Source organism: Anaerobacillus sp. QJM3NY_32, assembly GCF_056173645.1.
In genome coordinates this window covers 1,925,882-1,951,124 of record NZ_CM149684.1, presented here as the reverse complement: position 1 = coordinate 1,951,124, position 25,243 = coordinate 1,925,882, and the positions used below count along the sequence as shown (strand labels likewise).

Here is a 25,243-nt window from a genome sequence, read left to right as displayed (position 1 = left end):
CTAATCGTTGTTCCACTCGTTAATGATACGTTCGTATAAATGGGCTGGGGCATATCCCTTACATCTGTAATGATCCTTCTCTTCATCCCACTCTCGTTCGATTAAAACGGTGTTTCGCTGCAAGTAAGCTAGTTTGTCACCTTGATCGGCGTTAATCGAAATCGAGAAGTATTCCATTTGCTTTAAGACTTCGCTCTGCAAACGGTCGTTCAATCGCTTCAAATCAGCTTGCTTCAGAGCTGAGATGAGAATTTGCTCATTGACGCTGCTTTGAACAGACGGATCCGCGCGATCAATTTTATTAAATACAGTGAGCACTGGAATGTGAGATGCTTTCAGATCCTTTAATAGCTTTAACACGATTTCTTCATGACGCTCCCTGTCAGGATGCGAGGCATCAATGACGTGAAGAATCAAATCCGCTTCTGTTGCTTCTTCAAGCGTTGATTTAAACGAAGCAACAAGCGTTGTCGGAAGATCCTGAATAAATCCTACCGTGTCTGTTAGAAGGACGTTGTAACCATTCGGAAGCTTCAATTGCCTCGTCATCGGATCAAGCGTTGCGAAAAGCTTGTCCTCTTCATATGAATCGGCATTTGTTAGGCGATTGAAAATGGTCGATTTCCCTGCGTTCGTATATCCAACTAGCGCCACTTGTAGCGTTTCATTGCGCTTTCGTCGCGCACGGTACTGATCACGGTGTTTAACTGTATTGTCGAGCTGACGCTTCAGATCCGTGATGCGGTTCCGGATGTAACGACGATCTGTCTCAAGCTTCGTTTCACCTGGACCTCTTGTCCCGATACCGCCTCCAAGCCTTGATAAGGACGTTCCCTGTCCTGCAAGGCGCGGCAGCATGTATTGAAGCTGAGCGAGCTCAACCTGAAGCATACCTTCTCGTGATCTCGCTCGCTGTGCGAAAATATCTAAGATGAGCTGTGTTCGATCAATCACACGTGCATCCAACGCTTCTGATAAATTCCGAAGCTGACTTGGTGAGAGCTCACTATTGAAAATAACGATTGTTGCTTCTTTTTCTTCAATTAGGGAAGCTAGCTCCTCGACTTTCCCTTTCCCTATAAAGGTCGCCGAATGAATGCGCTCCCGCTTTTGTGAGAGCGTGCCTTCCACGACACCGCCTGCGGTTTTAGTTAATGCCGCCAGTTCATCCATCGTATATGCAAACTGTTCATCTGTTTGGTTTTGAAGCTGAATCCCGATTAGAATCGCTGGTTCAGCTGCTTCAATTCTTTCTTTATTCAAATGTACGTTCCCTGCCTTTATCAATCAGTCTGTTCTCATCATACCAGATGCGCATTTAATCTTCTATAGGGATGTCTTCTGGTAAAAGAAGCTCAAGTGCCGATCGATCAATGACGTCTGCTTGTAGCAAACGAACCGCCTGTTTTCGAATCGCTTTTTCAATGATATTTCGAACAAACCGACCGTTGCTAAACGCATTTGTTTCCCGCTCACGCTTTTTTATAAAGCTCTGCTTTAATTTCCACTCTGTCTCTCTTGAGAACCGATACTGCCTTTCTGCCGCCATCTTCTTTGCGATCTCAAGAAGCTGTTCATTTGAATAATCCGGAAAATCAATCACAAGTGGAAAACGAGACGGAAGCCCTGGGTTTAGCGAAAGGAAGTGCTCCATTTCATCTGAATAGCCAGCAAGAATGAGGATAAAATCTTTATGATGATCTTCCATCGCCTTCACAAGCGTATCAATCGCTTCTTTACCAAAGTCCTTTTCGCCCCCACGGGCAAGCGAATACGCTTCATCAATAAAAAGAATGCCACCTTTTGCTTTTTTGACAAGCTCTCTCGTTTTTTGTGCGGTATGGCCAATATATTCTCCGACAAGATCCGCTCGCTCTACTTCGATCAGGTGCCCCTTTGAAAGAACGTTCATCTCAAGGAAAAGCGTTCCTAACAGGCGGGCCACCGTTGTTTTCCCAGTCCCCGGGTTTCCTTTGAACATCATGTGAAGGGCCTGCGTATTTTGTTTTAACCCGTTTTCCTCTCTACACTTGTTTACATAGAGCCACGCGTAGACTTCTTTTAATAAATACTTCATTTCCTTTAACCCGATTAACTGTTCCATCTCCTGTTGAATCCGTTCAAGCGGCATATGCTTTTTCGTTGCTTCACTAAGCGCGGCATCCGCCGTCTCCTGAAGAACTTCCGATTGACGGAGGACGATATTTATTTGACCTTTACGCTGCGTTACAGATTGCTGCACGATGCTCACCTCGCTTTAATCTCACACGATAGTATACGCACTGAGCCCAAATCCGTGACAAACGCCCAAAAGAAAAACACTCTTTTCGAGTGTTTAACTAATCCCGATCCGTTCAACAAAGGATTCAGGTATATTAATTTTCGGTTCGCCCTTCTTCGCGTCATAGGATCTATAGTGTGTAAGGACTTCACCGTTCTCCACGACATCGATTTCAAGCACGTGGCGATCTGAGCGTTCGAGCATCTTCATGAATATATCGCCTTCACTTAGCGTATATAAAACAAAACGACTTCGTAAATAAGTGATCTCCTTCTTCTGCACTTCCGGAAGATCAGTAAAGACTTCATAAAAGCGCTGCATGGAAGCAACGTGTTTTCCTTTTCCTGCCGCTTTCGTCACACTAACAATCTGCTCTGCTTTATCCATGATTTTCTCGACAATTTTATTCATGTGCTGCCTCCATTGTCATTTGATTTCTGGGAGGTTTCGAATTTCACTCATCATTTCAGCGCCACATAACGGACATGCTGGTGTATCAGAGAACGAGTAATCAGCTCGCATCCAGCCAGCACAATCCCCACCCGAACAAGACCAGACGTCTGTATCTACTTCTGGAATAGGCTCTTGCTGCTGTTTTGAAAAAAAGGCCATGTCTAACCGCTCCTTTTCGATTTGGTTATCAATAGTATTTCCAATAATCCCAAAAACATGTAACCCTTTGTAAAACAGAATGTTCAAAGATTTTGTTATAATGGAACAAAATGAGAGGTGATTATCGAATGGAGCTTTTCAATCAGCCACTTCCAGACTTCTTGGAAGAGTATCTTCAGTCACTCGAACGGAAAGGACGCAAGGCGTCTACGCTAAAGCGCTATCGCTATGACCTTGTCGATTTCACCGTCTGGTATCGCACCATTCATCGCAAGGTAGATTTCGAAAACTTTCGCAATTTGACGACGGAACAGCTACAGGAATACATTCGCTACCTGCATCTGGAACGCCACTATTCCGAACGAACGTTAAAAAGAATCATGACTGTATTGAATCAAGTATATCGCTATTATATGTCATTAAATCGAACTAAGACCAATCCTATGAAAGAAGTCGTCCTGCCAACGAATGGTGACGCAGGCTATATCGAGACCGACTTTCTTCAGGAGGAAGAATCACAAAAGCTCCTTGATACGATTGTATCTCTCACTGATTTAACAGACAATCAGCTTAGAGCACGTGAATTCCTGATCGACCGCAACTTAATCATTGCACGCCTTTTTCTAAACTATGGTCTCACGCTTCAAGAGCTATGTGCGCTATCGATGAAAGACATCTCTTTTGAGCAAAATGAGCTCTTTGTCACTTCCGCTTCAGGAAAAAGAACCGTCAACCTTACTCCGGAGCATAAGAAAATTTTATTCGATTACTATCACACGATTCCAGCGCCTGTGAGACCGAGGCTACATAGCGATGATCCACTCTTCGTCTCATTTGACTTTCAGCGACAAACGTACCGCTGGAGTTATGAAGTCGATCGTCCTAAACGGTTAACGGAAATCGCCGTTCAGAAAATGATTCGCCTTGAAGTACAGAGAGCCGGACTTCGTAAGGGCGTATCCGCACAGCATATGCGACGAACGTGCGTCATTAAAGCCATTGAAAACGATCTTTCAGTTGATCAGCTTCGCATGCAGTTTGGGTTAAAGGCAGATTTGACACTGAAGCGGTACTTCGATTATATCGAGAAAAAGCAAATCTCCTCTTAATGAAAGGCTCTGTTAGCTCAATTAACAGAGCCTTTAAATATGAAAAAGTCCCCCATCCTGCATCAATCAGAACGAGGGCCTTTGTGTTTACTTGTCAGATTCAAAATTTATTTCAACTGATCGCTGTGGAGCGAAAGTAGAAATCGCATGTTTGTAAATCAACTGTTGCTTGCCATCGGACTCAAGGATAATCGTAAAATTATCAAATCCTTTGATCGTCCCTTTCAGCTGGAATCCGTTAAGCAGGTACACCGTTACAAAAACGTTGTCTTTTCTTAATTGGTTTAGAAATTGATCCTGGATGTTAATTTGCTGCTTCATTGTCAGTCCTCCTCTTTTTCTCTAAAGGCATTCCCTAACTACATTTCTAGCTATCTGCTAACTTTCCTGCAACAACTTTCAAGATTTCTTGAATTTTTTCTTCGCGAAGTTCTGTCATATCGTACCAGTCCATCGCCATTTGGTGACGAAACCACGTTAATTGACGCTTCGCATACCTTCTTGAATTCTGTTTTAACTCCATGATCGCATCTTCTAACGAAACGCGATCTTCCAAATAACGATAAATTTCTTTGTAACCAATCGCCTGCACAGATTGACAGTTCCGCACACCTTCATCATAGAGACGTTGCGCTTCTTCAAGCAGTCCTGCTTCTACCATCAGATCGACACGTTGATTAATGCGTTCATATAGGACATCCCGATCCATCATAAGACCCACATTCACAAGATTGTAAGGAGACTGTTCAGGTAATGCATCTTTAGAAGCAGAGACTGGTTCACCCGTCACGTGATAGACTTCTAATGCTCGTACCACTCTTCTCACATTGTTTGGGTGAATCGTTTCATAGCTAACAGGATCAACGTCTTTTAAGCGCGCATGGAATGTGATAGGTCCTTCTTTATCAGCCATCTGTTCTAGCTGTTCGCGATACTCAGGATCTTCTTTAGCTTCGGAAAAAGCATACTGGTGAGTAACGGATTTCACATAAAGACCTGTACCACCAGCGATAATCGGCACCTTCCCCCGACGATTAATATCCGTCACAAGCTCCGTTGCAAGCTTCTGAAATTCCGCTGCCGAAAAGCTTTCTGTAGGCTGCTTGATATCAATGAGATAATGAGGGATGCCCTCCATTTCATCTTCTGTTACTTTCGCCGTTCCGATATCCATACCGCGGTATATTTGCATCGAGTCGCCGCTAATGATTTCACCGTCGAGCGCTTTCGCAAGCTCAATGCTCGTCTTTGTTTTCCCTACGGCTGTCGGACCGAGAACGGTCACTAGTTTTTCTTTATTCATGATTCTCACGCACTTTCCTGCATTCTTTTCTCATTGTGCTCGTTACATCACTCTCTTAAACATTTTCTCCATCTCATACGTGGAGTAATGAATGATAATCGGACGACCGTGTGGACACGTGTATGGATCAATCGACTGCCTCAGCGTTTCAAGAAGCGTGAACACTTCATCATCACGTAAATGACGGTTCGCTTTAATGGATTTCTTACACGACATCATAATCGCCGCTTCCTCACGCAGCTTCTTAACGTCGATCCGACGATTATCAACGACCTCCTGAATCAATTCTTCAATCGTATTTTGTTCAGCTCCTTTGGGGAACCAAACGGGATGAGCGCTGACCATATAGCTATTCGGTCCAAATGATTCTAAGAAAACGCCAACCTTCGCAAGGTCATCAATTCGACTATCAATAATCGCCGACTCGGATGTGTTGTATTCTAGTGTAATCGGAACGAGAAGCTCCTGTACAACCGGATCAATCTCGCCGACTTTCTCACGATAAAATTCATACTTTATTCGCTCCTGTGCTGCATGCTGATCGATAATATACAGCCCATTCTCATTCTGTGCAAGGATATACGTTCCGTGCATTTGACCAATCGGATAAAGCGGAGGAATGCGTGAATCACTGTTCGTTTCCTTCACGTAGTCCATCGCCATCTCTAGCTCGTCCCGCGTTTCCCGTTCTCTAGAATGTGTTGAAGCGTCACTTGGTCTCGGCTCATATTGCTCTGTTTGGATCTCTTCCTTCACGCTAAAAGGTTGAGGAAACGATTCGGTCTGTTCATCCGAATGCTCCACTTTTCTATCAGGAGTCCATTCACGTCTAATCGGCACGTCCTCAGGCTCTTTATTCCGAACCTCATGTTGAAAATGAAATGCTGGCTGCTCAGTCTCAGGCTCCTTTTGCTTCGGTGGAGCTTGCTCCGGGATGAGTTCAATCTTCTTGAAGATGCCTTTAATCGCATTTTCAATCGCGAGTGCGAGATCCTGTTCCTTACTAATGCGCGCTTCCAATTTGGATGGATGGACGTTTACATCAATGAGCGTTGGATTCATTTTAATATGAAGAACGACAATAGGGTAACGACCGATAGGAAGAAGGGTATGGTAGCCCTGCTGAATCCCTTTTGATATCGGAAAATTTTTAATGTAACGCCCGTTAATGATGAGAGAAATATACTGACGGGAAGCACGTGTTAACTCTGGCTTCGCTGCATAGCCACTGACAGAAAAATCAATTGTTTCTGCCTGTAGTGGAAGCATTTTACGCGCTGTGTTATAGCCATATATCGCTGCGATTACTTGAAGCAGATCACCGTTTCCTGTCGTGGACAGAAGTTTTTTTCCATTATGAAAGAAGCGAAACGCAATATCCGGATGAGCCATTGCCTGACGGTTAATCACGTCAGCCACATTCGCAAGCTCCGTATGAACGGTTTTCATGTGTTTTAAGCGAGCTGGTGTATTGTAGAATAAGCCCGTGATGGTCATTTCCGTTCCTTTTCGACTATCCGTTGCTTTAAATTCCGCTACTTTGCCCGCTTCAATTTTGACGTACGTTCCAGCCGCTTCTCCTGTTGAGGTTTTTAATTCTAAGTGAGAAACCGCTGCGATACTCGGAAGAGCTTCCCCGCGGAAGCCGAGCGTTTCAATGTGAAACAAGTCTCGTTCATTTTTGATTTTACTCGTCGCATGACGGAAGAAAGCGAGCTTGCAATCTTCCTCATCCATTCCATTTCCGTTATCTACGATGCGAATTTTGGAAAGACCGCCCTCTTCAATTTCAATTGTGATTTCACTGCTTTCTGCATCAATGGCATTCTCCACTAGTTCCTTCACAACAGAGGCCGGTCTTTCCACCACTTCACCGGCAGCTATTTTGTTTGAAAGCTGATCATCAAGCTGTACGATCTTTCCCATCTTCCTCACCCTTTCTCTACGACTTTAACTGCTTCTTTAATTCATATAGTGTATTGATCGCGTCCATCGGCGTCATTTCCATAATATCCACTGACTTCAAGCGATCTAGAATCGCTTTCTCACCAGACGATCGTGCTGGCTTCTTCTTTTCCTCTGCTTGATCAAAGAAAGCAAGCTGCGCATCATCTTCTTTGACTTCGACCGTTTCTTTTTTCTCTACAGGTGTAGTTGGAGCGCCAGGCTCTGCCTCAAACTCAGCTAATATCGCTTCTGCACGCTGAATGAGCGCATCAGGTAAATTGGCAAGCTGCGCCACGTGAATACCGTAACTTTTATCAGCAGATCCATCATGAACGCGATGAAGGAAAACAACTCTGCCCTTCTCTTCAACCGCTTTAACGTGAACATTTTTCACGCGATCAAGGTCTTCCTCAAGCGTTGTTAGCTCATGATAGTGCGTTGAGAAGAGTGTCTTTGCTCTTACTTCACTATGCACATATTCAATAATTGACTGCGCAAGCGCCATGCCGTCATACGTTGACGTTCCGCGACCAATCTCATCAAGTAATATCAAGCTATCTTGCGTAGCACGCGTAATGGCGTAATTCGCTTCAAGCATTTCCACCATAAACGTACTTTGCCCAGCTGCAAGGTCATCTGCCGCACCGATTCGCGTAAAGATTTGATCAAACACAGGGAGCACAGCGGATTCCGCTGGTACAAAACATCCGATCTGCCCAAGGATCGAAATCAGGGCGAGCTGGCGCATGTACGTACTTTTACCACTCATGTTAGGACCTGTAATTAAGAGGATTTCACGATCGCGATCCATCATCACGTCGTTTGCCACATACTCTCGGCCTTTTAACATTTTCTCAACGACTGGATGACGTCCGCCTTCAACAGCCACTTTACGTTCTTTGGAGAAGACTGGCTTAGTGAAGCGATTTTCTTCACTTACAACCGCGAACGATTGAAGCACGTCGAGCTCACTAATTTTTCTCGCAAGCTGCTGAAGCTCAGGAATGTAAGTCTTCACTTCTTCACGTAAGTTCGCAAACAAGCTATATTCGAGATCAACAATCTTTTCTTCCGCTTCCAAAATGAGCGTTTCCTTCTCTTTTAGTTCAGGGGTAATAAAACGCTCTGCATTAGAAAGCGTCTGTTTCCGCTCATAACGACCTTCTGGAAGGTTCGGAAGGTTTGATCTTGTTACTTCGATATAATAACCAAATACTTTGTTGTAGCCAATTTTAAGAGATTTAATCCCCGTACGCTCTCGCTCTTGCATTTGGAGGGCCGCAATCCAGTCTTTGCCGTTCCGACTCGCATCGCGGTATTTATCGAGATCCGCATGATAGCCGTCTCGAATCATTTGCCCTTCTTTCACAGAAAGAGGCGGGTTATCTTCAATAGCTGCCTGTAGAAGCTGAACGAGATCATCACATGGGAGGATTTCCCCCGCAAGCTCATTCGCATATGGGTTATCAAGTGATCCCACTGCCTGCTTGATTTCTGGAATCTTCTCTAGCGATTTTCGCAACTGTACCAGATCACGAGCGTTTAGGTTTCCAAACGCCACTTTCCCTGCAAGTCGCTCAAGGTCATAGACGCCCTGAAGCTGTTCACGAATCGTCTCACGTTCAAAGAACTGCTTCATTAACGTCTCGACAAGCTCCTGACGCTTCTCGATTTCTCGCTGCTGTAAGAGCGGGCGCTCAACCCACTGCTTTAGTAATCGTCCGCCCATTGCTGTTACCGAACTATCAAGGAACCAGACGAGAGAGCCTGTCCGCTTTTTATCCCGGATCGTCTCCACTAGCTCGAGGTTTCGTTTGGAATTCACATCAAGTTTCATATATTGTGAAACGTGATAGTGGCGAAGCGGCTGAAGATGATCCATTGACCGCTTTTGTGTACGAATCAAATACTGAAGAAGTCGTCCAAACACCTGAAGAAGCTTCGGCTGATCGATATGGTCACTTAACTTCTGCAGCGATTCTGGAATCGTCACATCATCTTCAATCGATACGGTAACGGTCATTCGCTCTTGAATCGCTGTAGAAAGTGCCTCACTATCACTCGCAAGAATGACTTCGCGCGGGGCCAGATTCGAAAGCTCACCGATTACTTCATGATGATCGCCAGCTAAAATTGTTGCCATCGATTCACCTGTCGTTAAATCATTCGCCGCAAGCGCATAAGTCTCATCATCAAATGCGGAGATAGCCACAATGTAGTTATTTTCCTTTTCTTTAATTAAATGGTCCGACATCACCGTACCTGGCGTAATAAGCTGAACGACTTCTCTTCGAACGACGCCTTTCGCCTGTTTCGGATCTTCTGTTTGTTCACAAATCGCAATCTTATAACCTTTTGTCACTAGCTGTGATATATAGTTTTCAGCAGCATGATAAGGCACACCACACATCGGAATGCGGTCTTCTCCCCCACCATCTCTGCTCGTTAATGTAATCTCCAATTCCTTCGAAGCGCGCATCGCATCCTCGAAAAACATCTCATAAAAGTCGCCTAAACGAAAAAATAAAAAGGCATCCTGGTACTCTGCCTTAATCCGTAAATATTGTTCCATCATCGGGGTATATCGAGCCATGTTTCTTCTCCACCAATCTTAAATCTATTCAAATAACAGTATAGCATATCAGAAAAGCGGAGTGTGCCTGTTTAAATCCGTAGGACGTTGGAACCCCTGAGAATGAGACGTTTTATGTCTCAATCGAAGGGGTGAAACGACCGAAGGATTTGGCACACGCAGCTAGACAAGAAAAGCGGAGTGTGCCTGTTTAAATCCGTAGGATGTTGGAATCCCTGAGAATGAGACGTTTTATGTCTCAATCGAAGGGGTGAAACGACAAATTGGCGGTTAGACTCTACAAGCTCTTAATGACAAAATAAAAACCAGGAAGAAGGATTGCTTCTCCCTGGACGCACTATTCCTCTAGATCACCAATTAAAAAGTTCGGATCCAAATCTTCAAACTCTTCATCGTCTACATCATAATCCCAATCGTCATCATCGTCTCCGCAGCCATCCGGATTAACGTATACGCAAATTTTCGTTTCGCCAATCACTTCTACAAGAAACTCTCTTTCCACTTGAACAATGACCTTATGACCGCTCGGTGCAATAGTAGCTTCGAGACAGTTAGGCTCCTGTATCGCTTTTGCAACCACTTCTTCAGCAACACAGTCTTTGTCTTTGTAGCGAAGAGGAATTTCTTCATGATATTTGACTGTTTCTGTTACGACTTCTGTTTTCGTATTATGGCTGTAAGAGTACCAGATATTAATGTCATAAGAGCCTTCCACCTGTACAACGTCACCACGCTTCTTCGCAGTGAATTGATTGTTAATAATCCAGCAACCCAAAATACTAGAAGGCTTATGGTTTGGTGTTACTGTGTTTGTATCCTGTGTGAATTTACGCCCTTTTCCGCAAACAGCTTTGGCGAATATCTCTCTGTAATTATATTCCTCTGACATCGATCATACCTCCTCTTCCAATCTTCATTCTCATCCTATGCAAGACAAACGACCAGTGTTCCTCTTTTTTTACTTCAACATGAAATAACATGACCAACACCATAAAATAAATGTTTTCTTATATATAAAGGCTGTTCCACTATCAGTCTATGTCTCGAATGTCCAATGCTTTACAACCTTTTCGTATTTTTCTTAAAAAAGTATGGTATGTGAAAATTATATATAGAAATAAGTTAAGCCTGAGAGGCGTTTTATCCTCTCAGGCTTAACTTATCTACAATCTCTAATAGACGATCGCTGTCTTCTGATAATACTCCTTCTGATAACCGTGCCCCCGCAATAATCGGAGCCCAATCCATGATTTCATCTTTTGATAAGCCACTTTTTATGCAATAGAGCTGTAAATACAGTTCCGCTAATGCGCTTGAAAATTGCGTATACAATAGATACGTTCTGTAAACATCTGCTCGGCTATCCCCAGCGCTAGCATCGACCCAATCAATAATCGTTACTTGATCGTCCATAATCAGATTAAATAGATGAAAATCACCGTGACAAAGCTGCTTCTTAACTGGCATTTCACTCAATTTGAGGAGTAACGCTGTTTTTTGAGATTGACTTAATCGCTCCGCTGCACCTATTTGGCGTGTTAGCTTTTCGGTCATCGGTTCAAACGAGTCGGCGCTAATTTGATGAATCCTTTGTTGAATGTCAATGGACATCTCCATATAGTGCTGTGCTAGATTTCTATTTTCTAAAAGTAGCTCACCTAACGTGCGACCGCTGATTTTTTCCATCATGATCGCCTGTCTACCATCTATTTTCGTTACCTCAATGACTTTCGGTACCGGAAGTCCTTTTGATAAAGCGTAACGTTGCTTCTCAGCTTCATAGAAAGAGATTCCTTCTGGAAGGTCTTCACGAAACACTTTCACAATTTTATCTTGAACGATGTAAACTTTCGCTGTATTTCCAGCAGCGATTGGATGACCAAGCTCCATCTGACTACTCCTCTCTTTTTAATTTCTTGAACGAGCAAACCTCATTCGGCACATGGACCACTGAAGCGTTGTATGTTGGATCTCATCATAGATATCCCACAGCTGATCAACAAACCTTACTTCTACCTGACGACGGAATAGCTCCTGAATGGGGTGATCTATTTCAATCTTATCCATTGGAACTTGGGTGGTTTCGCTTACATAATAGCCAGCATTCTCGTCTTGGAGCTTAAAATGCATCGCATTAAACTCATACAAATAGAGTTTAGTTCGAGTCATCGTTTCAAACCAGCTATTTTCAAGGACGATCACATGCTGACAACTCGAAGATAGATATGTTTGCTTATCTGCATCTGAAGTATTTCGCCCGACGTGAAAGCAAACGCGCGGACAATTTCGAGGTGTTAAAAAGTTAGGTAAACAAATTTCGTTAACGCCCCAAACAAGTCCTATTGATTGGTCAAGATCTTTACGCGTAGGAATCCTTGGGTGAAATTCTTGAATATCGTCTTCTTCACTTACATGAAAAATACGCACACCATTGCCTCCTCCAGGATTACGCTATTCAGGCTATAACGCCATTAACCTTTCGCTATTAAAATACATAGAAACTCTTCCGTTTGAAGAAATAGCTTATGTAGTCTCTTTGTTCACTTTAACATAATTATCCAATATAATAAGTGACTATTTCAAAAAACAGTTTGCATCCAATCAAAAAAAGCCTTCCAATAAACCATTGGAAGGCTTTCGTATTCAAGTTAAATGATGAAGATATGGAAGCTATTACTTACAACCAGGTCCCTGCTGACTTGAGCCAGTAGTTCCTTCAAGTACGTTTCCACCAGTTGATTCGATAATTTCATCTGTTACCGTGTTAGAAATCGTGTTTGCCACAAGTTGAAGCAGGTCATTCACATCCGACTGCGAGCGCTTGAATTCCTGTACGACAGGAATTTCATCAAGCTGCTGCATGAGTTTATCAATACGCTCATCCTTCTCCTTCAATGCTTCATGCTTGCTGTAGTGCTGAAGATTAACCGCTTCTTTTTGCTCTAGTTTAATACGAGCAATCAGACTTTGAACCTTTTTGTTTTCGTTAATCTTTTCTTCTGCACGTTTGAAGAAATCAACTTCTTCTGTTTCAGATACGAGCTTCGCAAGATCTTTCGCTTTTGAAATTACTTCCATTCTTGATATCATTATGCATTCACCTCAGCCGTTTTTTCGATGTATTCCCCATCAAGTGACCACGTTTTTGCTTTTGTGATTTTCACCTGAACAATTTGACCAACTAACGATTTAGGACCTCTAAAGTTCACAACTTTGTTCTTGCTTGTATAACCAGAAAGAACGTCTGCATTTTTCTTACTTTCCCCTTCAACAAGCACTTCTACGATCTGTCCTTCAAAAACAGCGTTGTTTTTGGCAGCCATTTCATTCACAAGGGCATTCAACCGCTGAAGGCGTTCTTTCTTCACTTCCATTGGGACGTTATCTTTCATTTTAGCAGCTGGTGTACCATCACGCTGGGAGTAAATGAACGTATACGCACTGTCATACTCTACTTCCTTCACAAGCTCCATCGTTTCTTCGAATTGCTCATCCGTTTCATTAGGGAACCCTACGATGATATCTGTTGTAAAGGTTGCGTTAGGCATAACCTTTTTAATCTTACTAACTAGTTCTAAATACGTTTCACGTGTGTAGCGACGGTTCATTAATTTCAGAACTTCATTGCTTCCACTTTGCACAGGAAGGTGAATATGATCAACTAAGTTACCGCCCTGACCGAGCACTTCCACAAGACGATCATCAAAGTCACGTGGATGGCTCGTCGTGAAGCGAACTCTAGGAATATCAATCTTATGAATCTCGTTCATAAGATCACCAAGTCCATACTCGATGTCTTCTAAATCTTTCCCGTAGGCGTTTACATTCTGTCCGAGAAGCGTCACTTCTTTATAGCCTTTAGCAGCTAAATGGCGTACTTCTTGAATAATATCTTCAGGGCGTCGGCTTCTTTCTTTCCCTCGTGTATAAGGAACAATGCAATATGTACAGAATTTATCACAGCCGTACATGATATTAACCCATGCTTTGATTTCACCTTTTCTCGTTCTAGGAAGGTTCTCAATAATGTCGCCTTCTTTAGACCATACTTCCATGACCATTTCTTTACCGAAGACAGCTTGCTCCATCAGTTCTGGAAGACGGTGAATGTTATGTGTCCCAAAGATTAAATCAACAAATTGATGCTTTTGCATAATACGGTTTACGACAGATTCTTCCTGTGACATACACCCGCATACGCCAATGATTAAATCGGGATTTTCCATTTTCAACGGTTTTAGATGACCGAGCTCACCAAATACTTTGTTCTCAGCGTTTTCACGAATCGCACACGTATTTAGGAGAACAACATCCGCCTCTTTGACTTCCGTTGTAGCTTCAAAACCCATTTCTTCAAAAATTCCTGCCATTACTTCTGTATCGTGTTCATTCATTTGACATCCGTACGTACGAATCAAAAACTTTTTATCTTTCCCAAGTTTTTTAATATTCTCTGGAATTTCAAAATCGTAATGAACGTTTACATTTTCTTTCCCTCTGCGCTTGGCATCTTTTAAGTTAGGTGCCTGGTACGTTGTCTGGAAATATTTCGCGAAATCTTCCGTTGTTTTCTCTGTTTTCTTTACATTGATTTGCGAATCCAGACGCTGTTGTTCGTTCATGTCGTTCGACTCCTTTCTAATTAAAAAGGATGACCCTGCTATGAAAAAGAGCATAATGCTCCTAAACTTAGAAAAAACCTCGCTAATAGAAATCACTTCTATAAAAGCTTCGTTTTATACGTTATCCTTTATTGTCAATTAAGAAATGTGTAACTAATGGACATTCCTTTATTATAAGGGGTTCAGAGTATTTAATCAATAAAACCTGGAAATGAGAAAGCCCAGGATAGATGAAATAAAGCAGATGTGGGTACAAAATTATCCTAAAAAAAGAGAGGGATCGCTCCCCCTCCGTCTTTCATTTATAAAATTCCAAGCTCTTTTCCAGACTTTTCAAATGCATCTAGTGCTTCTTGAAGATCTTCTTTTGAATGTTGAGCCGTTACGATCGTACGAACGCGGCCTTTTCCTTTAGCAACGGTAGGGAACGCGATGCCCTGCGCAAAGACGCCGTTCTCAAATAGTTTATCAGAGAATTTATGTGTGAGCGCTTCGTCACCAATGATGACAGGTGTTACTGGTGTCTCACTAATGCCTGTGTCAAAACCAAGCTCTTTCAAGCCAGCTTTAAAGAACTTCGTGTTATCCCAAAGCTTCTCGATTAATTCTGGCTCTTCCACAAGAACATCGATTGCCGCTGAGCAAGCCGCTGTTACAGCTGGAGGATGAGAAGTACTAAACAAGAATGGACGACCTTTATGGATCAGGTAATCGCGAAGTGTTTTTGTACTTGCAATGTAACCACCTAGAACGCCAATTGCTTTACTAAGCGTACCAACTTGGATGTGAACGCGTCCGTTTAAGCCGAAGTGGTCCACCGTACCGCGACCGTTCTCCCCAAGTACACCACTCGCGTGCGCGTCATCAACCATCACAAGCGCATCATACTTTTCACAAAGCTCGACAATTTCAGTTAGCGGTGCAATGTTTCCGTCCATTGAGAAAACACCATCCGTTACAACAAGACGTGTACGATAATCTTGTGTTTCTTTCAGTGCGTTCTCAAGATCTTGCATGTCCGTATGCTTGTAAATACGACGCCCCGCTTTTGTTAAGCGAATGCCGTCAATGATCGAAGCGTGGTTTAGTTCATCAGAAATCACGACGTCTTCTTTCGATAGGATCGCTGAAAGGACTGCTTGATTCGTTGCAAATCCTGATTGAAGAACGAGCGCCGCTTCTGTGTGCTTGAACTCAGCAAGCTTTTCTTCAAACTGTTCGTGCATTGAAAGCGTTCCTGCAATCGTTCGAACAGAACCTGTTCCTGCACCGTATTTTTCAACTGCTTCAATCGCTGCTTGTTTCATTTTCGGATGGTCCGTCAGTCCGAGATAGTTGTTTGATGACAGCTGAATGACGTTTTTTCCTTTAATCGTAACGCGTGACCCTTGAGCGGATTCAAGCGGAATTAAATTACGAAACACGCCTTCCTCTTGCATTTGATCAAGCTCTTCTTGGAGATATTCAAAACCTTTCATTGATCGGCCTCCTCATTATTATGTAATGGCTCAATTTGAGCCTTATGGATGTAATACTACCTTACCACATTTACCCTCGATCATTAATTCGAAGCCTTTTTCAAAGTCTTCAAGCGGGAAGTGATGCGTAATCATTGGCTCCACATCTACCTGACCTGACTGCAATAATCCAGAAACCTGGCGCCATGTTTCAAACATTTTTCTTCCAGTAATTCCTTGAACGGTAATCCCTTTGAAAACAATGTCATTTGTCACATCAATTTCAACTGGTCGCACCGGTAAACTTAGAATAGAAACGCGGCCACCGTTTGTCACCATTTTGAAGCCCTGGTTCATTGCAATCGGATGTCCTGACATCTCGCATACAACGTCAACGCCATGGCCATTTGTTAGCTCCTTCACAACTTGAAGAGGATCTTCATTTCGTGAATTAATGACGGTTGTTGCACCCATTTCTTTCGCAAGATCAAGGCGATAGTCATTTAAATCAAGTGCAATGACCTGTGATGCTCCTGCTGCTTTCGCTACACCTACAGCCATTATACCGATTGGCCCACAGCCAATGATCGCTACGGTCTTTCCTGCTACATCTCCAGCGAGTACAGTATGTACTGCGTTCCCCATTGGCTCTTGAACAGAAGCGACATCGAATGAAAGAGACTCAGGATTTTTCCATATATTTTGTGATGGAAGAGCCACATATTCCGCAAAACAGCCGTCCGTATCAACACCAATGATTTTCGTATTTTCGCAAATATGAAACTTCCCTGTTAAACATTGTGGACATTGATTGCAGACAATATGAGTTTCAGCTGAAACATGATCTCCAACCTCAAGGTTAGTTACGTTCTTTCCTTTTTCTACAACCACTCCAGCAAATTCATGACCGAAAACATATGGAGGGTTTACGCGGCTCTGAGACCATTCATCCCACGTATAAATATGTACATCTGTTCCGCAAATCGATGTTGCTTTTACTTGAATTAATACTTCATTATCATTAATTTGTGGAATATCAACGGTTTGTAGCTGAGCACCCTTTGCACGTTCATGCTTTACAACCGCCTTCATTTTTCCTTCCACAGCGTACACCTCACTTTTTCAAAACATTCTCTAATCACTGTTATCACTGTTATCACAACTATACTATCATTTATTATTTATCACGTAAAGGTAAACTGTCCTCCACACGCGGACAGTTATAGTTTTATTTATGGAATGGGATAACGACAAAATCCCCATAAAAAAAACCCTTCTACACAGAAGGGTTCATGTTAGTATTACATAAATTCAGCCATTAATTCCGAGAACTTCTCCTCTGGAAGCGATAGCTCCTGCTTCGATAAGGCATCTGCACTATATCCTCTTACGGACTCTTGATAAGAAGGACGATTAGGGTTGTGATATATAAGACCTTTTACCAATCCGTCGTGTTCCATTAATGTTTGCATCGCCATCATTCGATTTTTCGGATCATATCCTTCGATATCATTCAAGCTAATGAGGTTCTGTTTAAACCAGTCATACGTATTTACTTTGTTAAACGTAACGCACGGGCTAAACACATTAATTAAAGAGAAGCCTTTATGTTGAATTCCTTGCTCTATGATCGCTACAAGGTCCTTTAAATCTGTTGAAAAGCTTTGGGCCACAAAGCCACAGCCGCTTGAGAGCGCAAGTTCCATAATCGATAAAGACGACTCAATGGAACCTGTAGGCGTACTTTTTGTTTTAAAGCCTTCTGCACTCGTTGGAGAGGTCTGTCCTTTCGTTAGACCATAAATTTGATTGTCCATCACGATATAGGTAATATCAATATTTCGTCGCATCGCATGAATCGTATGCCCCATACCGATTGCGAAGCCGTCCCCATCTCCGCCTGATGCAATAACCGTTAATTCTCGGTTTGCCATCTTCACGCCCTGTGCAATAGGAAGCGACCTGCCATGTATCCCATGAAAGCCATACGCGTTAATATACCCACTTATACGACCAGAGCAACCAATACCGGAAATCACAGCAAGGTCATCTGGTTCAAGACCTACATTTGCTGCCGCGCGCTGAATGGCCGCTTGAACCGAGAAATCTCCACAGCCAGGACACCAGTTAGGTTTTACCTGATTCCGAAAATCTTTAAATGTGGCCATTCGCTAACATCTCCTTGCATTGTTGGTGGATGTCTCCAGGTAGAAATGGATTTCCATCGTATTTCAATAGACTTTCAATTTTCTCCCCATAACCTACATTCATTTTTACGAGACTTGCAAGCTGACCAGTCGCATTGTGTTCAATGACAATCACTTTCTTTGCAGCCTGTAACATTGGCCTAAGCTCATCTGCAGGGAAAGGATGGACAAGTCGGATTTGCGCGTGGTTTACTTTTAATCCTTCTGCTTCAAGTCTTGGCATTACTTCTTCAATACTTCCTCTCGTCGAATTAAAACCAATCAGAAGCACATCTGGCTCTTCATGCTGCTCCACTTTAAAAATAGGCTGTGGAAATGATAAATTGCTGATTTTACGAAGCCTCTTCTCCATCTGATCTTTTCGATTCTGCGGAACCTCAGATGGCTTTCCTGTCTCATCATGTTCTACTCCTGTGACATGAAAAATACCATTTTTCGTTCCAGGAATCACGCGATTCGATATCCCATCATCAGTAACTTCAAAGCGTTTAAAATATGATTTATCTTCTCGCTCAGCGATTGCGTCATCATTTAACTTCCCTCGACGAATCTTGATTTTATTGTAATCGAGCGGTTCAACACTTTGTTTTCCTAATGATAATTGAAGATCAGATAGTAGAATGACCGGACACTGATATTCCTCAGCAAGATTGAATGCTTCAATCGCATCATAAAATGCTTCTTCCACGGTACTTGGTGCAATCACTATCTTAGGAATCTCTCCATGTGTGCCGTAAATCATCGCCAGTAAATCAGACTGTTCTTGTTTAGTAGGAAGTCCCGTACTCGGTCCCCCACGCTGCGTATCAACGATCACAAGAGGCGTTTCAGTAATACCAGATAAGCCTATAGCCTCCATCATAAGGGATAAACCTGGCCCTGCGGATGCGGTTAACGTTCGAACGCCTGCGTAATTTGAGCCAATGGCCATCGTTGCAGCCGCAATTTCATCTTCCGTCTGCACGACCGTCCCACCAAACTCTGGCAGCTTCTTAATTAAGTATTCCATGATTTCTGATGCTGGCGTAATTGGGTATGCAGCCATTAACCTTGCCCCTCCCGCCAGGGCACCAAGCGCGATCGCATCATTTCCAATCATGAACATACGATGCTTTCCATCCGCTTTTTTTAACGAAAGCGTTTGAACACGATTACCCGCGGATTCATTGTAAGCATCAGCGCCACGCTGAATCGCCTCCATGTTATTGTTCACAACTTTTTCGCCTTTACGGCCAAATATCTCTTCCACGACAGCTTGATACGTCGCAGTATCAATTCCTAACGCCGCGCTTGTTGCGCCAATTGCCACCATATTCTTCATCAGTGATGTCCCTAGTTCAGTTGCGATTTCAGTAAAGGGAATGATCACGAGCGTCGCCTGACATTTCTCAGGCTTCACTGGCTTGAATTTGGCATCACCGATAATAATTCCTTTACTATGAAGCTCATGAGCATTCACATCAATTGTTTCCTGATCAAACGCAATAAGCATGTCAAGGTCATCTGAGACCGCTCGAACTTCTTTCGTACTAACACGGATCTTATTATTCGTATGCCCCCCTTTGATACGGGACGAGAAATGCCGGTAACCATACAAGTAGTAGCCAAGTCGATTTAATGCGATCGCAAATATTTCTCCTGTACTATCTATTCCTTCACCCTGCTGTCCTCCAACTTTCCACGAAAGTTGTTCGATCATAACGTCCCACCCTTTCTAATCTAGTACCTGAAACCGCTTGCTTATATTACTAGTTCGAAATAGGATGATAATTCCCTGCTCACGAAGCTCACAATTACTAAATTCTTACTTACTCAGGCATTCTAGCCATAAAGTTTTCACCTAAAAACCCATTTACTTGGTCATCATTGTAATAGCGATGTAGCTCCTCAATAAGTCGAGGATAGTCGCTGTAGCATGTTAAATCTTTCGGAACTTGATCAATTCCATCAAAATCTGAGCCAAGTCCAATATTCTCCGCGCCACCGAGGCTACAGATGTGTTCAATATGATGGATAATATCAGAAACACTTGCATTCCGGTCATTTCGTAGAAACTTAGGCACAAACGTCACGCCGATCAAGGAATTCTTTTCAATTAGCGCCGATAACTGTTGATTATCCAAGTTTCTTGGATGGGTGCAAATGGCTTTGGCATTCGAGTGAGAAGCGATGACGTAGCGCCCTTGCTCTAACACATCCCAAAATGCTCGTACTGAAAGATGCGAAACATCCGTCCACACTCGATGCTGGTTATGTAAATCGACAACGCTTCTTCCAAAATCAGTTAACCCTGCGCCCCTTGATTCAAGAATACCGTCTGCCGTTGCATTCCCATAATTCCACGTTAATCCAACCGATCGCACACCAAGTCGAATGAGCGTTTTAAGCCTTGTTGCTTCACTCCCTATTGCATCTACGCCTTCTAACGTGAGCATCGCTCCTATTTTCCCATCAGGAAGCTGCTCTGCCTCTTTTTTGGAAAAAACCGCAACAACATCCTCATATGGCTTGATAACCTTTTCGTGGAAAATCTCAACCATTTCAAGGGCACAATCAAATTTAGCGGAAGCCGGCACGCTTTCTGGAACATAGATCGCAAAAAGCTGTAGCTTTGCTCCTGCCCTTCTCATTTGCTCAAGGTTTGTATGGAGTCCTTCCCCATTTTCAAAGGAAAGCGATGGATTCAACCACATTTTACATAATACGTCACAGTGTGCATCTACTATATTCATTAAGATCCCCCTTCATTCTTCTGCGTTTCAAATTAAAGTATAAAAAACCTGTTTGTAAAAACAAACAGGTTTTTCTGACGGAATGATTTAGCGAGGCTCTACAATGAGCTTAATTGCGGTACGCTCTTCACCATCAATTAAAATATCGGTGAAAGCAGGGATACAAATGAGGTCAACGCCACTAGGTGCTACAAACCCTCTTGCGATGGCTACTGCTTTAACAGCTTGATTTAATGCACCTGCTCCAATCGCTTGAATCTCGGCATTACCGCGTTCCCTAAGGACGCCCGCAAGTGCACCAGCTACAGAATTAGGATTGGATTTTGCTGAAACTTTTAATATATCCATTATAGCCCCTCCTTAATTTGATCATCCATTACCACTCTAGACTATATTCCTTGTAAGAAGCTTGTATTCCTGCTGTTTCCGTCATCTTTTCAAAACGTTTTAATCATAGAATGGATGGTCGTCATTGATCGCAATCCGTTGAATCTTTGTTGCCTTACCAGTTTTTGGATCTAGTGTTAAAAAGACCCCACTAAGTTGTTCCCGACCTTTTGTTACTTCAAACCTTACAGGCATTGTCGTAAGGAACTTCTTAATTACCGCTTCACGCTCCATACCAAGAATACCATCGTAAGGACCTGTCATTCCTGCATCTGTCATATAAGCCGTTCCACCTGGCAAGATGCGCTCATCAGCTGTTTGAACGTGAGTATGTGTTCCCACGACTGCCGTCACTCTGCCATCAAGATACCAGCCCATCGCCTGTTTTTCACTCGTTGTTTCTGCATGAAAATCAACAAAAATGACCGGTGTTCTCTCTCTCATCTCTTCAATCAGTTCATCCGCTTTACGGAACGGATCATCCATCGCAGGAAGAAACGTTCTTCCCTGCAAGTTAATGACACCTACTTCAACACCATTAATGTTCACAATCGTTGAACCGTTTCCTGGCGTTCCTTCTGGGAAGTTAGCAGGTCTGACGAGTTTAGGAGCACGATCGATAAATTCAAAAATTTCACGGTTGTCCCATGTATGATTACCCATCGTAATGACTTGAGCGCCTGACTCAAGAAAGCCACGGTAGATCTTCTCTGTAATGCCGCGACCACTTGCCGCATTCTCGCCATTCACAATCGTAAAAGTAGGTTTGTATTTTTTCTTTAAGCGAGGTAAATAAGTAGAAATCATATTGCGTCCGGGAGAGCCAACAACGTCTCCAATAAAAAGTATATTCATTATAATGCTCCAATCTCTTAGTTCATTCTTTATCAGTTTATCAAAAGAAAGTATGATTCGTAAGTTTTAGGTGAAATTAAATAAAGCGATGCACGCGGCATCGCTTTATTTTGCATACTCAACTGCCCTTGTTTCACGAATGACCGTGACCTTAATGTGCCCAGGGTAGTCCAGTTCATTTTCAATTTTCTTCGTAATTTCTCGTGCGAGACGATATGATGAAACGTCATCAACAAGATCAGGCTTAACCATGATCCTGATTTCTCGGCCAGCTTGAATCGCGAATGATTTCTCAACGCCTTCAAACGACTCTGAAATTTCCTCAAGTTTCTCAAGACGGCGAATATACGTCTCAAGTGTTTCACGACGCGCTCCCGGACGTGCAGCTGACAATGCATCGGCTGCTGCCACAAGCGTTGAAATTACTGATGTTGCTTCCGTATCACCATGGTGAGATGCGATTGCATTAATAACAACCGGATGCTCTTTATACTTCGTCGCAAGCTCAACGCCAATTTCAACGTGGCTACCTTCGACTTCGTGGTCAATCGCTTTACCAAGGTCATGAAGGAGACCAGCGCGACGTGCTAACTGTACGTCTTCTCCAAGCTCTGCGGCCATAAGACCCGTTAGATAAGCAACTTCCATGGAATGCTTCAAGACATTCTGTCCATAACTTGTACGGAATTTCAAACGGCCCAGGATCTTAATGAGATCCGGGTGGAGTCCGTGAACTCCAATTTCAAATGTGGATTGTTCTCCAACTTCGCGAATGTATTCATCCACTTCCCTGCGTGATTTCTCAACCATTTCTTCAATTCGTGCAGGGTGAATTCTTCCATCCTGTACGAGCTTATCCAGGGCATTACGAGCAATTTCTCTTCGTATCGGATCAAAACCGGACAGAATAACTGCCTCAGGTGTATCATCGATAATCAAGTCAATTCCCGTTAACGTTTCAAGAGTTCGAATGTTTCGGCCTTCACGACCGATGATTCGACCTTTCATCTCATCATTAGGCAGGTTTACAACGGAAACCGTTGTTTCTGCAACATGATCCGCTGCACAGCGCTGAATCGCAAGCGAAAGTACTTCTCTCGCTTTCTTATCAGCTTCTTCTTTCGCATAGTTCTCGCGCTCTTTCACCATCTGCGCCAGCTCATGCTCAAGCTCCTGCTCACTTTCACGGAAGATGATTTGCTTCGCTTCTTCCCTTGTTAAACCGGAAATTCGCTGAAGCTCGTGTTGTTGCTCTTGAAGCAACTCCTCCACTTTGCCTTCCATCTCTTCAATTTGCCGTTGTTTTTTGGTGAGAGAGTCCTCTCTTCTTTCGAGGGAATCCTCTTTTTTGTCAAGAGTCTCACTTTTGCGATCAAGGACCTCTTCTTTTTGTACCAAACGATTCTCTTGTTTTTGTAACTCATTTCTGCGTTCACGAATTTCACGCTCAGCTTCAACACGAAGATTATGATTCTCGTCCTTCGCTTCAAGCATAGCTTCCTTCTTCAAAGCTTCAGCGTCGTTTTTACCTTCTTTGATAATCCGTTGCGCTTCCATTTCTGCACTGGAGATTTTCGCTTCAGCAATCGTTTTGCGAACAAGAAATCCAACAACTGCTCCGACGACTGCAGAGACCAGCATAGTGGAGATGATGATCACTATATCCATCGAACTCACCTCCTCCTGCTATCAACTTGTTGGTTTGCTGTCATGTTAATTCTTAGTACCACTTGCAAAATTTCAATCCAGCACATTTCATCTGTTAAGAATAAAGTATAATTCTACTAGAAAATTATAATTATACAATTAATATTGTATCTTTCAGAGTAAAGGTTGTCAAGAGAGCACATCAGGGCAAAATCCCTTCAAATTACTCATTATTGCTCTTTTTTTCGCCTTGAACTCTTAGTGAAATTGCCTTGATTGAGCGGTCATTCACTGCCTGATCATGGAAATTCAGCTCTCTATGTCAGTACAACGTTTCGTATCGACAGACTATGTAAGTAGATAAAAAGCCGGCCATTATGACCGACTTTCTATCAAGCGTCTTATTCTTCTTCAGGTAGAAGCGTATCTTTACCTGCAGCTGATTCATCTATCTGCTTATCTGCATCAAGATTGTGATGAGCGCGAATACGCCCTTCAATTTCAGCTTCCATTGCTGGGTTTTCTTTCAAGAATTGCTTTGCATTTTCACGGCCCTGTCCAAGACGTTCGCCTTCGAAAGAGAACCATGCGCCGCTCTTCTGAACAATTTCAAGGTTTGAACCAATGTCAAGGATCTCACCTTGCTTAGAAATCCCTTCTCCGTACATAATGTCAACTTCTGCTTGTTTAAACGGCGGAGCGACCTTGTTCTTGACAACTTTAATACGCGTTTTGTTACCGACCATGTCGTTACCCTGCTTCAGCGTTTCAGCACGACGAACTTCTAATCGAACAGATGAATAGAACTTCAGCGCACGTCCGCCTGGAGTTGTTTCTGGGTTCCCGAACATAACCCCAACTTTTTCGCGAATCTGGTTAATAAAGACCGCGGTAGTTTTGGATTTATTAATCGCACCTGAAAGCTTACGAAGCGCTTGAGACATTAGACGCGCCTGCAAACCAACGTGTGCATCTCCCATTTCACCTTCGATTTCTGCCTTTGGTACAAGAGCAGCTACGGAGTCAACTACAACCATATCAACTGCACCGCTTCGTACGAGAGCTTCAGCAATTTCTAGGGCTTGTTCTCCTGTATCAGGTTGAGAAAGTAGTAGCTCATCGATGTTAACACCAAGCTTTTCTGCATAAACCGGATCCAGAGCGTGCTCAGCATCAATAAAAGCAGCCTGGCCACCGTTACGCTGTACTTCTGCGATAGCGTGAAGGGCAACTGTTGTTTTACCAGAAGATTCCGGGCCGTATACTTCGATAACACGACCTCTTGGATAACCGCCCACACCAAGAGCAATATCAAGAGCCAGTGAACCAGTTGATACTGTAGAGACTCTTTGCTCAGCTTGTTCGCCGAGTTTCATGATTGAACCTTTACCGAATTGTTTTTCTATTTGTCTAAGTGCCATATCTAAGGCAGCTTTACGATCACTCACGAATGAATTCCTCCTCGTTATTAAACTATCACTATCATATCTC

At 43.1% G+C, this 25,243-nt stretch carries 23 protein-coding genes; 1 reads left to right on the top strand and 22 read right to left on the bottom strand.

Annotated elements, in window-relative coordinates; translation table 11 throughout:
* The 4 genes from hflX to AC0VYH_RS10355 all read right to left on the bottom strand — a co-directional run bounded on the left by hflX (position 1) and on the right by AC0VYH_RS10355 (position 2,893).
* Complete coding sequence (hflX, locus tag AC0VYH_RS10370; RefSeq protein WP_242057377.1) at positions 1-1,263, bottom strand: GTPase HflX; 1,263 nt, start codon at positions 1,261-1,263, stop codon at positions 1-3.
* A gap of 55 nt (positions 1,264-1,318) precedes the next feature.
* Positions 1,319-2,245, bottom strand: coding sequence for a stage V sporulation protein K (gene spoVK, locus AC0VYH_RS10365; protein WP_226613144.1), 927 nt, complete (start codon positions 2,243-2,245; stop codon positions 1,319-1,321).
* A gap of 90 nt (positions 2,246-2,335) precedes the next feature.
* A complete protein-coding gene (locus AC0VYH_RS10360) occupies positions 2,336-2,692 on the bottom strand; it encodes a hypothetical protein (protein ID WP_226612892.1) in 357 nt (118 codons plus the stop codon).
* A gap of 15 nt (positions 2,693-2,707) precedes the next feature.
* A complete protein-coding gene (locus tag AC0VYH_RS10355) occupies positions 2,708-2,893 on the bottom strand; it encodes a cold-shock protein (RefSeq protein WP_475367298.1) in 186 nt (61 codons plus the stop codon).
* Positions 2,894-3,021: 128 nt separating this feature from the next.
* On the opposite strand from AC0VYH_RS10355, the gene AC0VYH_RS10350 reads away from it, so the two are divergent.
* On the top strand, positions 3,022-4,002 hold the full coding sequence (locus AC0VYH_RS10350; protein WP_226612891.1) for a tyrosine-type recombinase/integrase: 981 nt from the start codon (positions 3,022-3,024) through the stop codon (positions 4,000-4,002).
* Positions 4,003-4,089: 87 nt separating this feature from the next.
* Here AC0VYH_RS10350 and hfq read toward each other — a convergent pair whose 3' ends face one another.
* From hfq to recA, 18 genes are all read right to left on the bottom strand, one after another.
* Positions 4,090-4,323: an RNA chaperone Hfq gene (gene hfq / locus AC0VYH_RS10345; protein WP_048309744.1), complete on the bottom strand. Its 234-nt coding sequence runs from the start codon at positions 4,321-4,323 to the stop codon at positions 4,090-4,092.
* Between the two features lie 46 nt (positions 4,324-4,369).
* Positions 4,370-5,305, bottom strand: coding sequence for a tRNA (adenosine(37)-N6)-dimethylallyltransferase MiaA (gene miaA / locus AC0VYH_RS10340; protein ID WP_475367297.1), 936 nt, complete (start codon positions 5,303-5,305; stop codon positions 4,370-4,372).
* Positions 5,306-5,347: 42 nt separating this feature from the next.
* Complete coding sequence (mutL, locus tag AC0VYH_RS10335; protein WP_430242574.1) at positions 5,348-7,231, bottom strand: DNA mismatch repair endonuclease MutL; 1,884 nt, start codon at positions 7,229-7,231, stop codon at positions 5,348-5,350.
* Between the two features lie 16 nt (positions 7,232-7,247).
* Positions 7,248-9,845 carry a DNA mismatch repair protein MutS gene (gene mutS, locus AC0VYH_RS10330; RefSeq protein ID WP_475373731.1) on the bottom strand — a complete coding sequence of 866 codons (2,598 nt, stop codon included), beginning with the start codon at positions 9,843-9,845 and terminating at the stop codon, positions 7,248-7,250.
* Positions 9,846-10,182: 337 nt separating this feature from the next.
* Positions 10,183-10,734, bottom strand: coding sequence for an outer spore coat protein CotE (locus AC0VYH_RS10325; protein WP_194221469.1), 552 nt, complete (start codon positions 10,732-10,734; stop codon positions 10,183-10,185).
* 251 nt (positions 10,735-10,985) lie between these two features.
* On the bottom strand, positions 10,986-11,735 hold the full coding sequence (locus AC0VYH_RS10320) for a phosphotransferase family protein (protein WP_475373730.1): 750 nt from the start codon (positions 11,733-11,735) through the stop codon (positions 10,986-10,988).
* An 18-nt stretch (positions 11,736-11,753) separates the two neighbouring features.
* Positions 11,754-12,272 carry a DUF6886 family protein gene (locus AC0VYH_RS10315; protein ID WP_475373729.1) on the bottom strand — a complete coding sequence of 173 codons (519 nt, stop codon included), beginning with the start codon at positions 12,270-12,272 and terminating at the stop codon, positions 11,754-11,756.
* 246 nt (positions 12,273-12,518) lie between these two features.
* A complete protein-coding gene (locus tag AC0VYH_RS10310; protein WP_404682209.1) occupies positions 12,519-12,935 on the bottom strand; it encodes a YlbF/YmcA family competence regulator in 417 nt (138 codons plus the stop codon).
* On the bottom strand, positions 12,935-14,467 hold the full coding sequence (gene miaB, locus AC0VYH_RS10305; RefSeq protein ID WP_475373728.1) for a tRNA (N6-isopentenyl adenosine(37)-C2)-methylthiotransferase MiaB: 1,533 nt from the start codon (positions 14,465-14,467) through the stop codon (positions 12,935-12,937). The genes AC0VYH_RS10310 and miaB overlap by 1 nt, the downstream gene beginning before the upstream one ends.
* A gap of 302 nt (positions 14,468-14,769) precedes the next feature.
* Positions 14,770-15,945 (bottom strand): glycine C-acetyltransferase, encoded by a 1,176-nt coding sequence (locus AC0VYH_RS10300; RefSeq protein WP_475373727.1) that lies wholly within the window; start codon positions 15,943-15,945, stop codon positions 14,770-14,772.
* Between the two features lie 42 nt (positions 15,946-15,987).
* Complete coding sequence (tdh, locus tag AC0VYH_RS10295; protein ID WP_475373726.1) at positions 15,988-17,028, bottom strand: L-threonine 3-dehydrogenase; 1,041 nt, start codon at positions 17,026-17,028, stop codon at positions 15,988-15,990.
* 197 nt (positions 17,029-17,225) lie between these two features.
* Positions 17,226-18,092: a 2-oxoacid:ferredoxin oxidoreductase subunit beta gene (locus tag AC0VYH_RS10290; RefSeq protein ID WP_194221462.1), complete on the bottom strand. Its 867-nt coding sequence runs from the start codon at positions 18,090-18,092 to the stop codon at positions 17,226-17,228.
* Entirely contained in the window at positions 18,079-19,830 is a 1,752-nt protein-coding gene (locus AC0VYH_RS10285; RefSeq protein WP_475373725.1) for a 2-oxoacid:acceptor oxidoreductase subunit alpha, read from the bottom strand. The genes AC0VYH_RS10290 and AC0VYH_RS10285 overlap by 14 nt, the downstream gene beginning before the upstream one ends.
* A gap of 109 nt (positions 19,831-19,939) precedes the next feature.
* Positions 19,940-20,863: a dipeptidase gene (locus tag AC0VYH_RS10280; protein ID WP_475373724.1), complete on the bottom strand. Its 924-nt coding sequence runs from the start codon at positions 20,861-20,863 to the stop codon at positions 19,940-19,942.
* An 87-nt stretch (positions 20,864-20,950) separates the two neighbouring features.
* A complete protein-coding gene (gene spoVS, locus AC0VYH_RS10275; protein ID WP_044391806.1) occupies positions 20,951-21,211 on the bottom strand; it encodes a stage V sporulation protein SpoVS in 261 nt (86 codons plus the stop codon).
* A 99-nt stretch (positions 21,212-21,310) separates the two neighbouring features.
* Complete coding sequence (locus tag AC0VYH_RS10270) at positions 21,311-22,105, bottom strand: TIGR00282 family metallophosphoesterase (RefSeq protein WP_226612874.1); 795 nt, start codon at positions 22,103-22,105, stop codon at positions 21,311-21,313.
* A 105-nt stretch (positions 22,106-22,210) separates the two neighbouring features.
* Positions 22,211-23,773, bottom strand: coding sequence for a ribonuclease Y (rny, locus tag AC0VYH_RS10265; RefSeq protein ID WP_194221458.1), 1,563 nt, complete (start codon positions 23,771-23,773; stop codon positions 22,211-22,213).
* Between the two features lie 380 nt (positions 23,774-24,153).
* Positions 24,154-25,200: a recombinase RecA gene (recA, locus tag AC0VYH_RS10260; protein ID WP_283152221.1), complete on the bottom strand. Its 1,047-nt coding sequence runs from the start codon at positions 25,198-25,200 to the stop codon at positions 24,154-24,156.
* Between the last annotated feature and the right edge of the window lie 43 nt (positions 25,201-25,243).

What these genes read in the sequence shown, in the direction of transcription:
- AC0VYH_RS10360 (WP_226612892.1), bottom strand. Translation starts at nt 2,692, where the DNA reads ATGAATAAAATTGTCGAGAAAATCATGGATAAAGCAGAGCAGATTGTT.
- AC0VYH_RS10355 (WP_475367298.1), bottom strand. Translation starts at nt 2,893, where the DNA reads ATGGCCTTTTTTTCAAAACAGCAGCAAGAGCCTATTCCAGAAGTAGAT.
- AC0VYH_RS10350 (WP_226612891.1), top strand. Translation starts at nt 3,022, where the DNA reads ATGGAGCTTTTCAATCAGCCACTTCCAGACTTCTTGGAAGAGTATCTT.
- hfq (WP_048309744.1), bottom strand. Translation starts at nt 4,323, where the DNA reads ATGAAGCAGCAAATTAACATCCAGGATCAATTTCTAAACCAATTAAGA.
- miaA (WP_475367297.1), bottom strand. Translation starts at nt 5,305, where the DNA reads ATGAATAAAGAAAAACTAGTGACCGTTCTCGGTCCGACAGCCGTAGGG.
- mutL (WP_430242574.1), bottom strand. Translation starts at nt 7,231, where the DNA reads ATGGGAAAGATCGTACAGCTTGATGATCAGCTTTCAAACAAAATAGCT.
- mutS (WP_475373731.1), bottom strand. Translation starts at nt 9,845, where the DNA reads ATGGCTCGATATACCCCGATGATGGAACAATATTTACGGATTAAGGCA.
- AC0VYH_RS10325 (WP_194221469.1), bottom strand. Translation starts at nt 10,734, where the DNA reads ATGTCAGAGGAATATAATTACAGAGAGATATTCGCCAAAGCTGTTTGC.
- AC0VYH_RS10320 (WP_475373730.1), bottom strand. Translation starts at nt 11,735, where the DNA reads ATGGAGCTTGGTCATCCAATCGCTGCTGGAAATACAGCGAAAGTTTAC.
- AC0VYH_RS10310 (WP_404682209.1), bottom strand. Translation starts at nt 12,935, where the DNA reads ATGATATCAAGAATGGAAGTAATTTCAAAAGCGAAAGATCTTGCGAAG.
- miaB (WP_475373728.1), bottom strand. Translation starts at nt 14,467, where the DNA reads ATGAACGAACAACAGCGTCTGGATTCGCAAATCAATGTAAAGAAAACA.
- AC0VYH_RS10300 (WP_475373727.1), bottom strand. Translation starts at nt 15,945, where the DNA reads ATGAAAGGTTTTGAATATCTCCAAGAAGAGCTTGATCAAATGCAAGAG.
- AC0VYH_RS10290 (WP_194221462.1), bottom strand. Translation starts at nt 18,092, where the DNA reads ATGGCCACATTTAAAGATTTTCGGAATCAGGTAAAACCTAACTGGTGT.
- AC0VYH_RS10285 (WP_475373725.1), bottom strand. Translation starts at nt 19,830, where the DNA reads ATGATCGAACAACTTTCGTGGAAAGTTGGAGGACAGCAGGGTGAAGGA.
- AC0VYH_RS10280 (WP_475373724.1), bottom strand. Translation starts at nt 20,863, where the DNA reads ATGAATATAGTAGATGCACACTGTGACGTATTATGTAAAATGTGGTTG.
- spoVS (WP_044391806.1), bottom strand. Translation starts at nt 21,211, where the DNA reads ATGGATATATTAAAAGTTTCAGCAAAATCCAATCCTAATTCTGTAGCT.
- AC0VYH_RS10270 (WP_226612874.1), bottom strand. Translation starts at nt 22,105, where the DNA reads ATGAATATACTTTTTATTGGAGACGTTGTTGGCTCTCCCGGACGCAAT.
- rny (WP_194221458.1), bottom strand. Translation starts at nt 23,773, where the DNA reads ATGGATATAGTGATCATCATCTCCACTATGCTGGTCTCTGCAGTCGTC.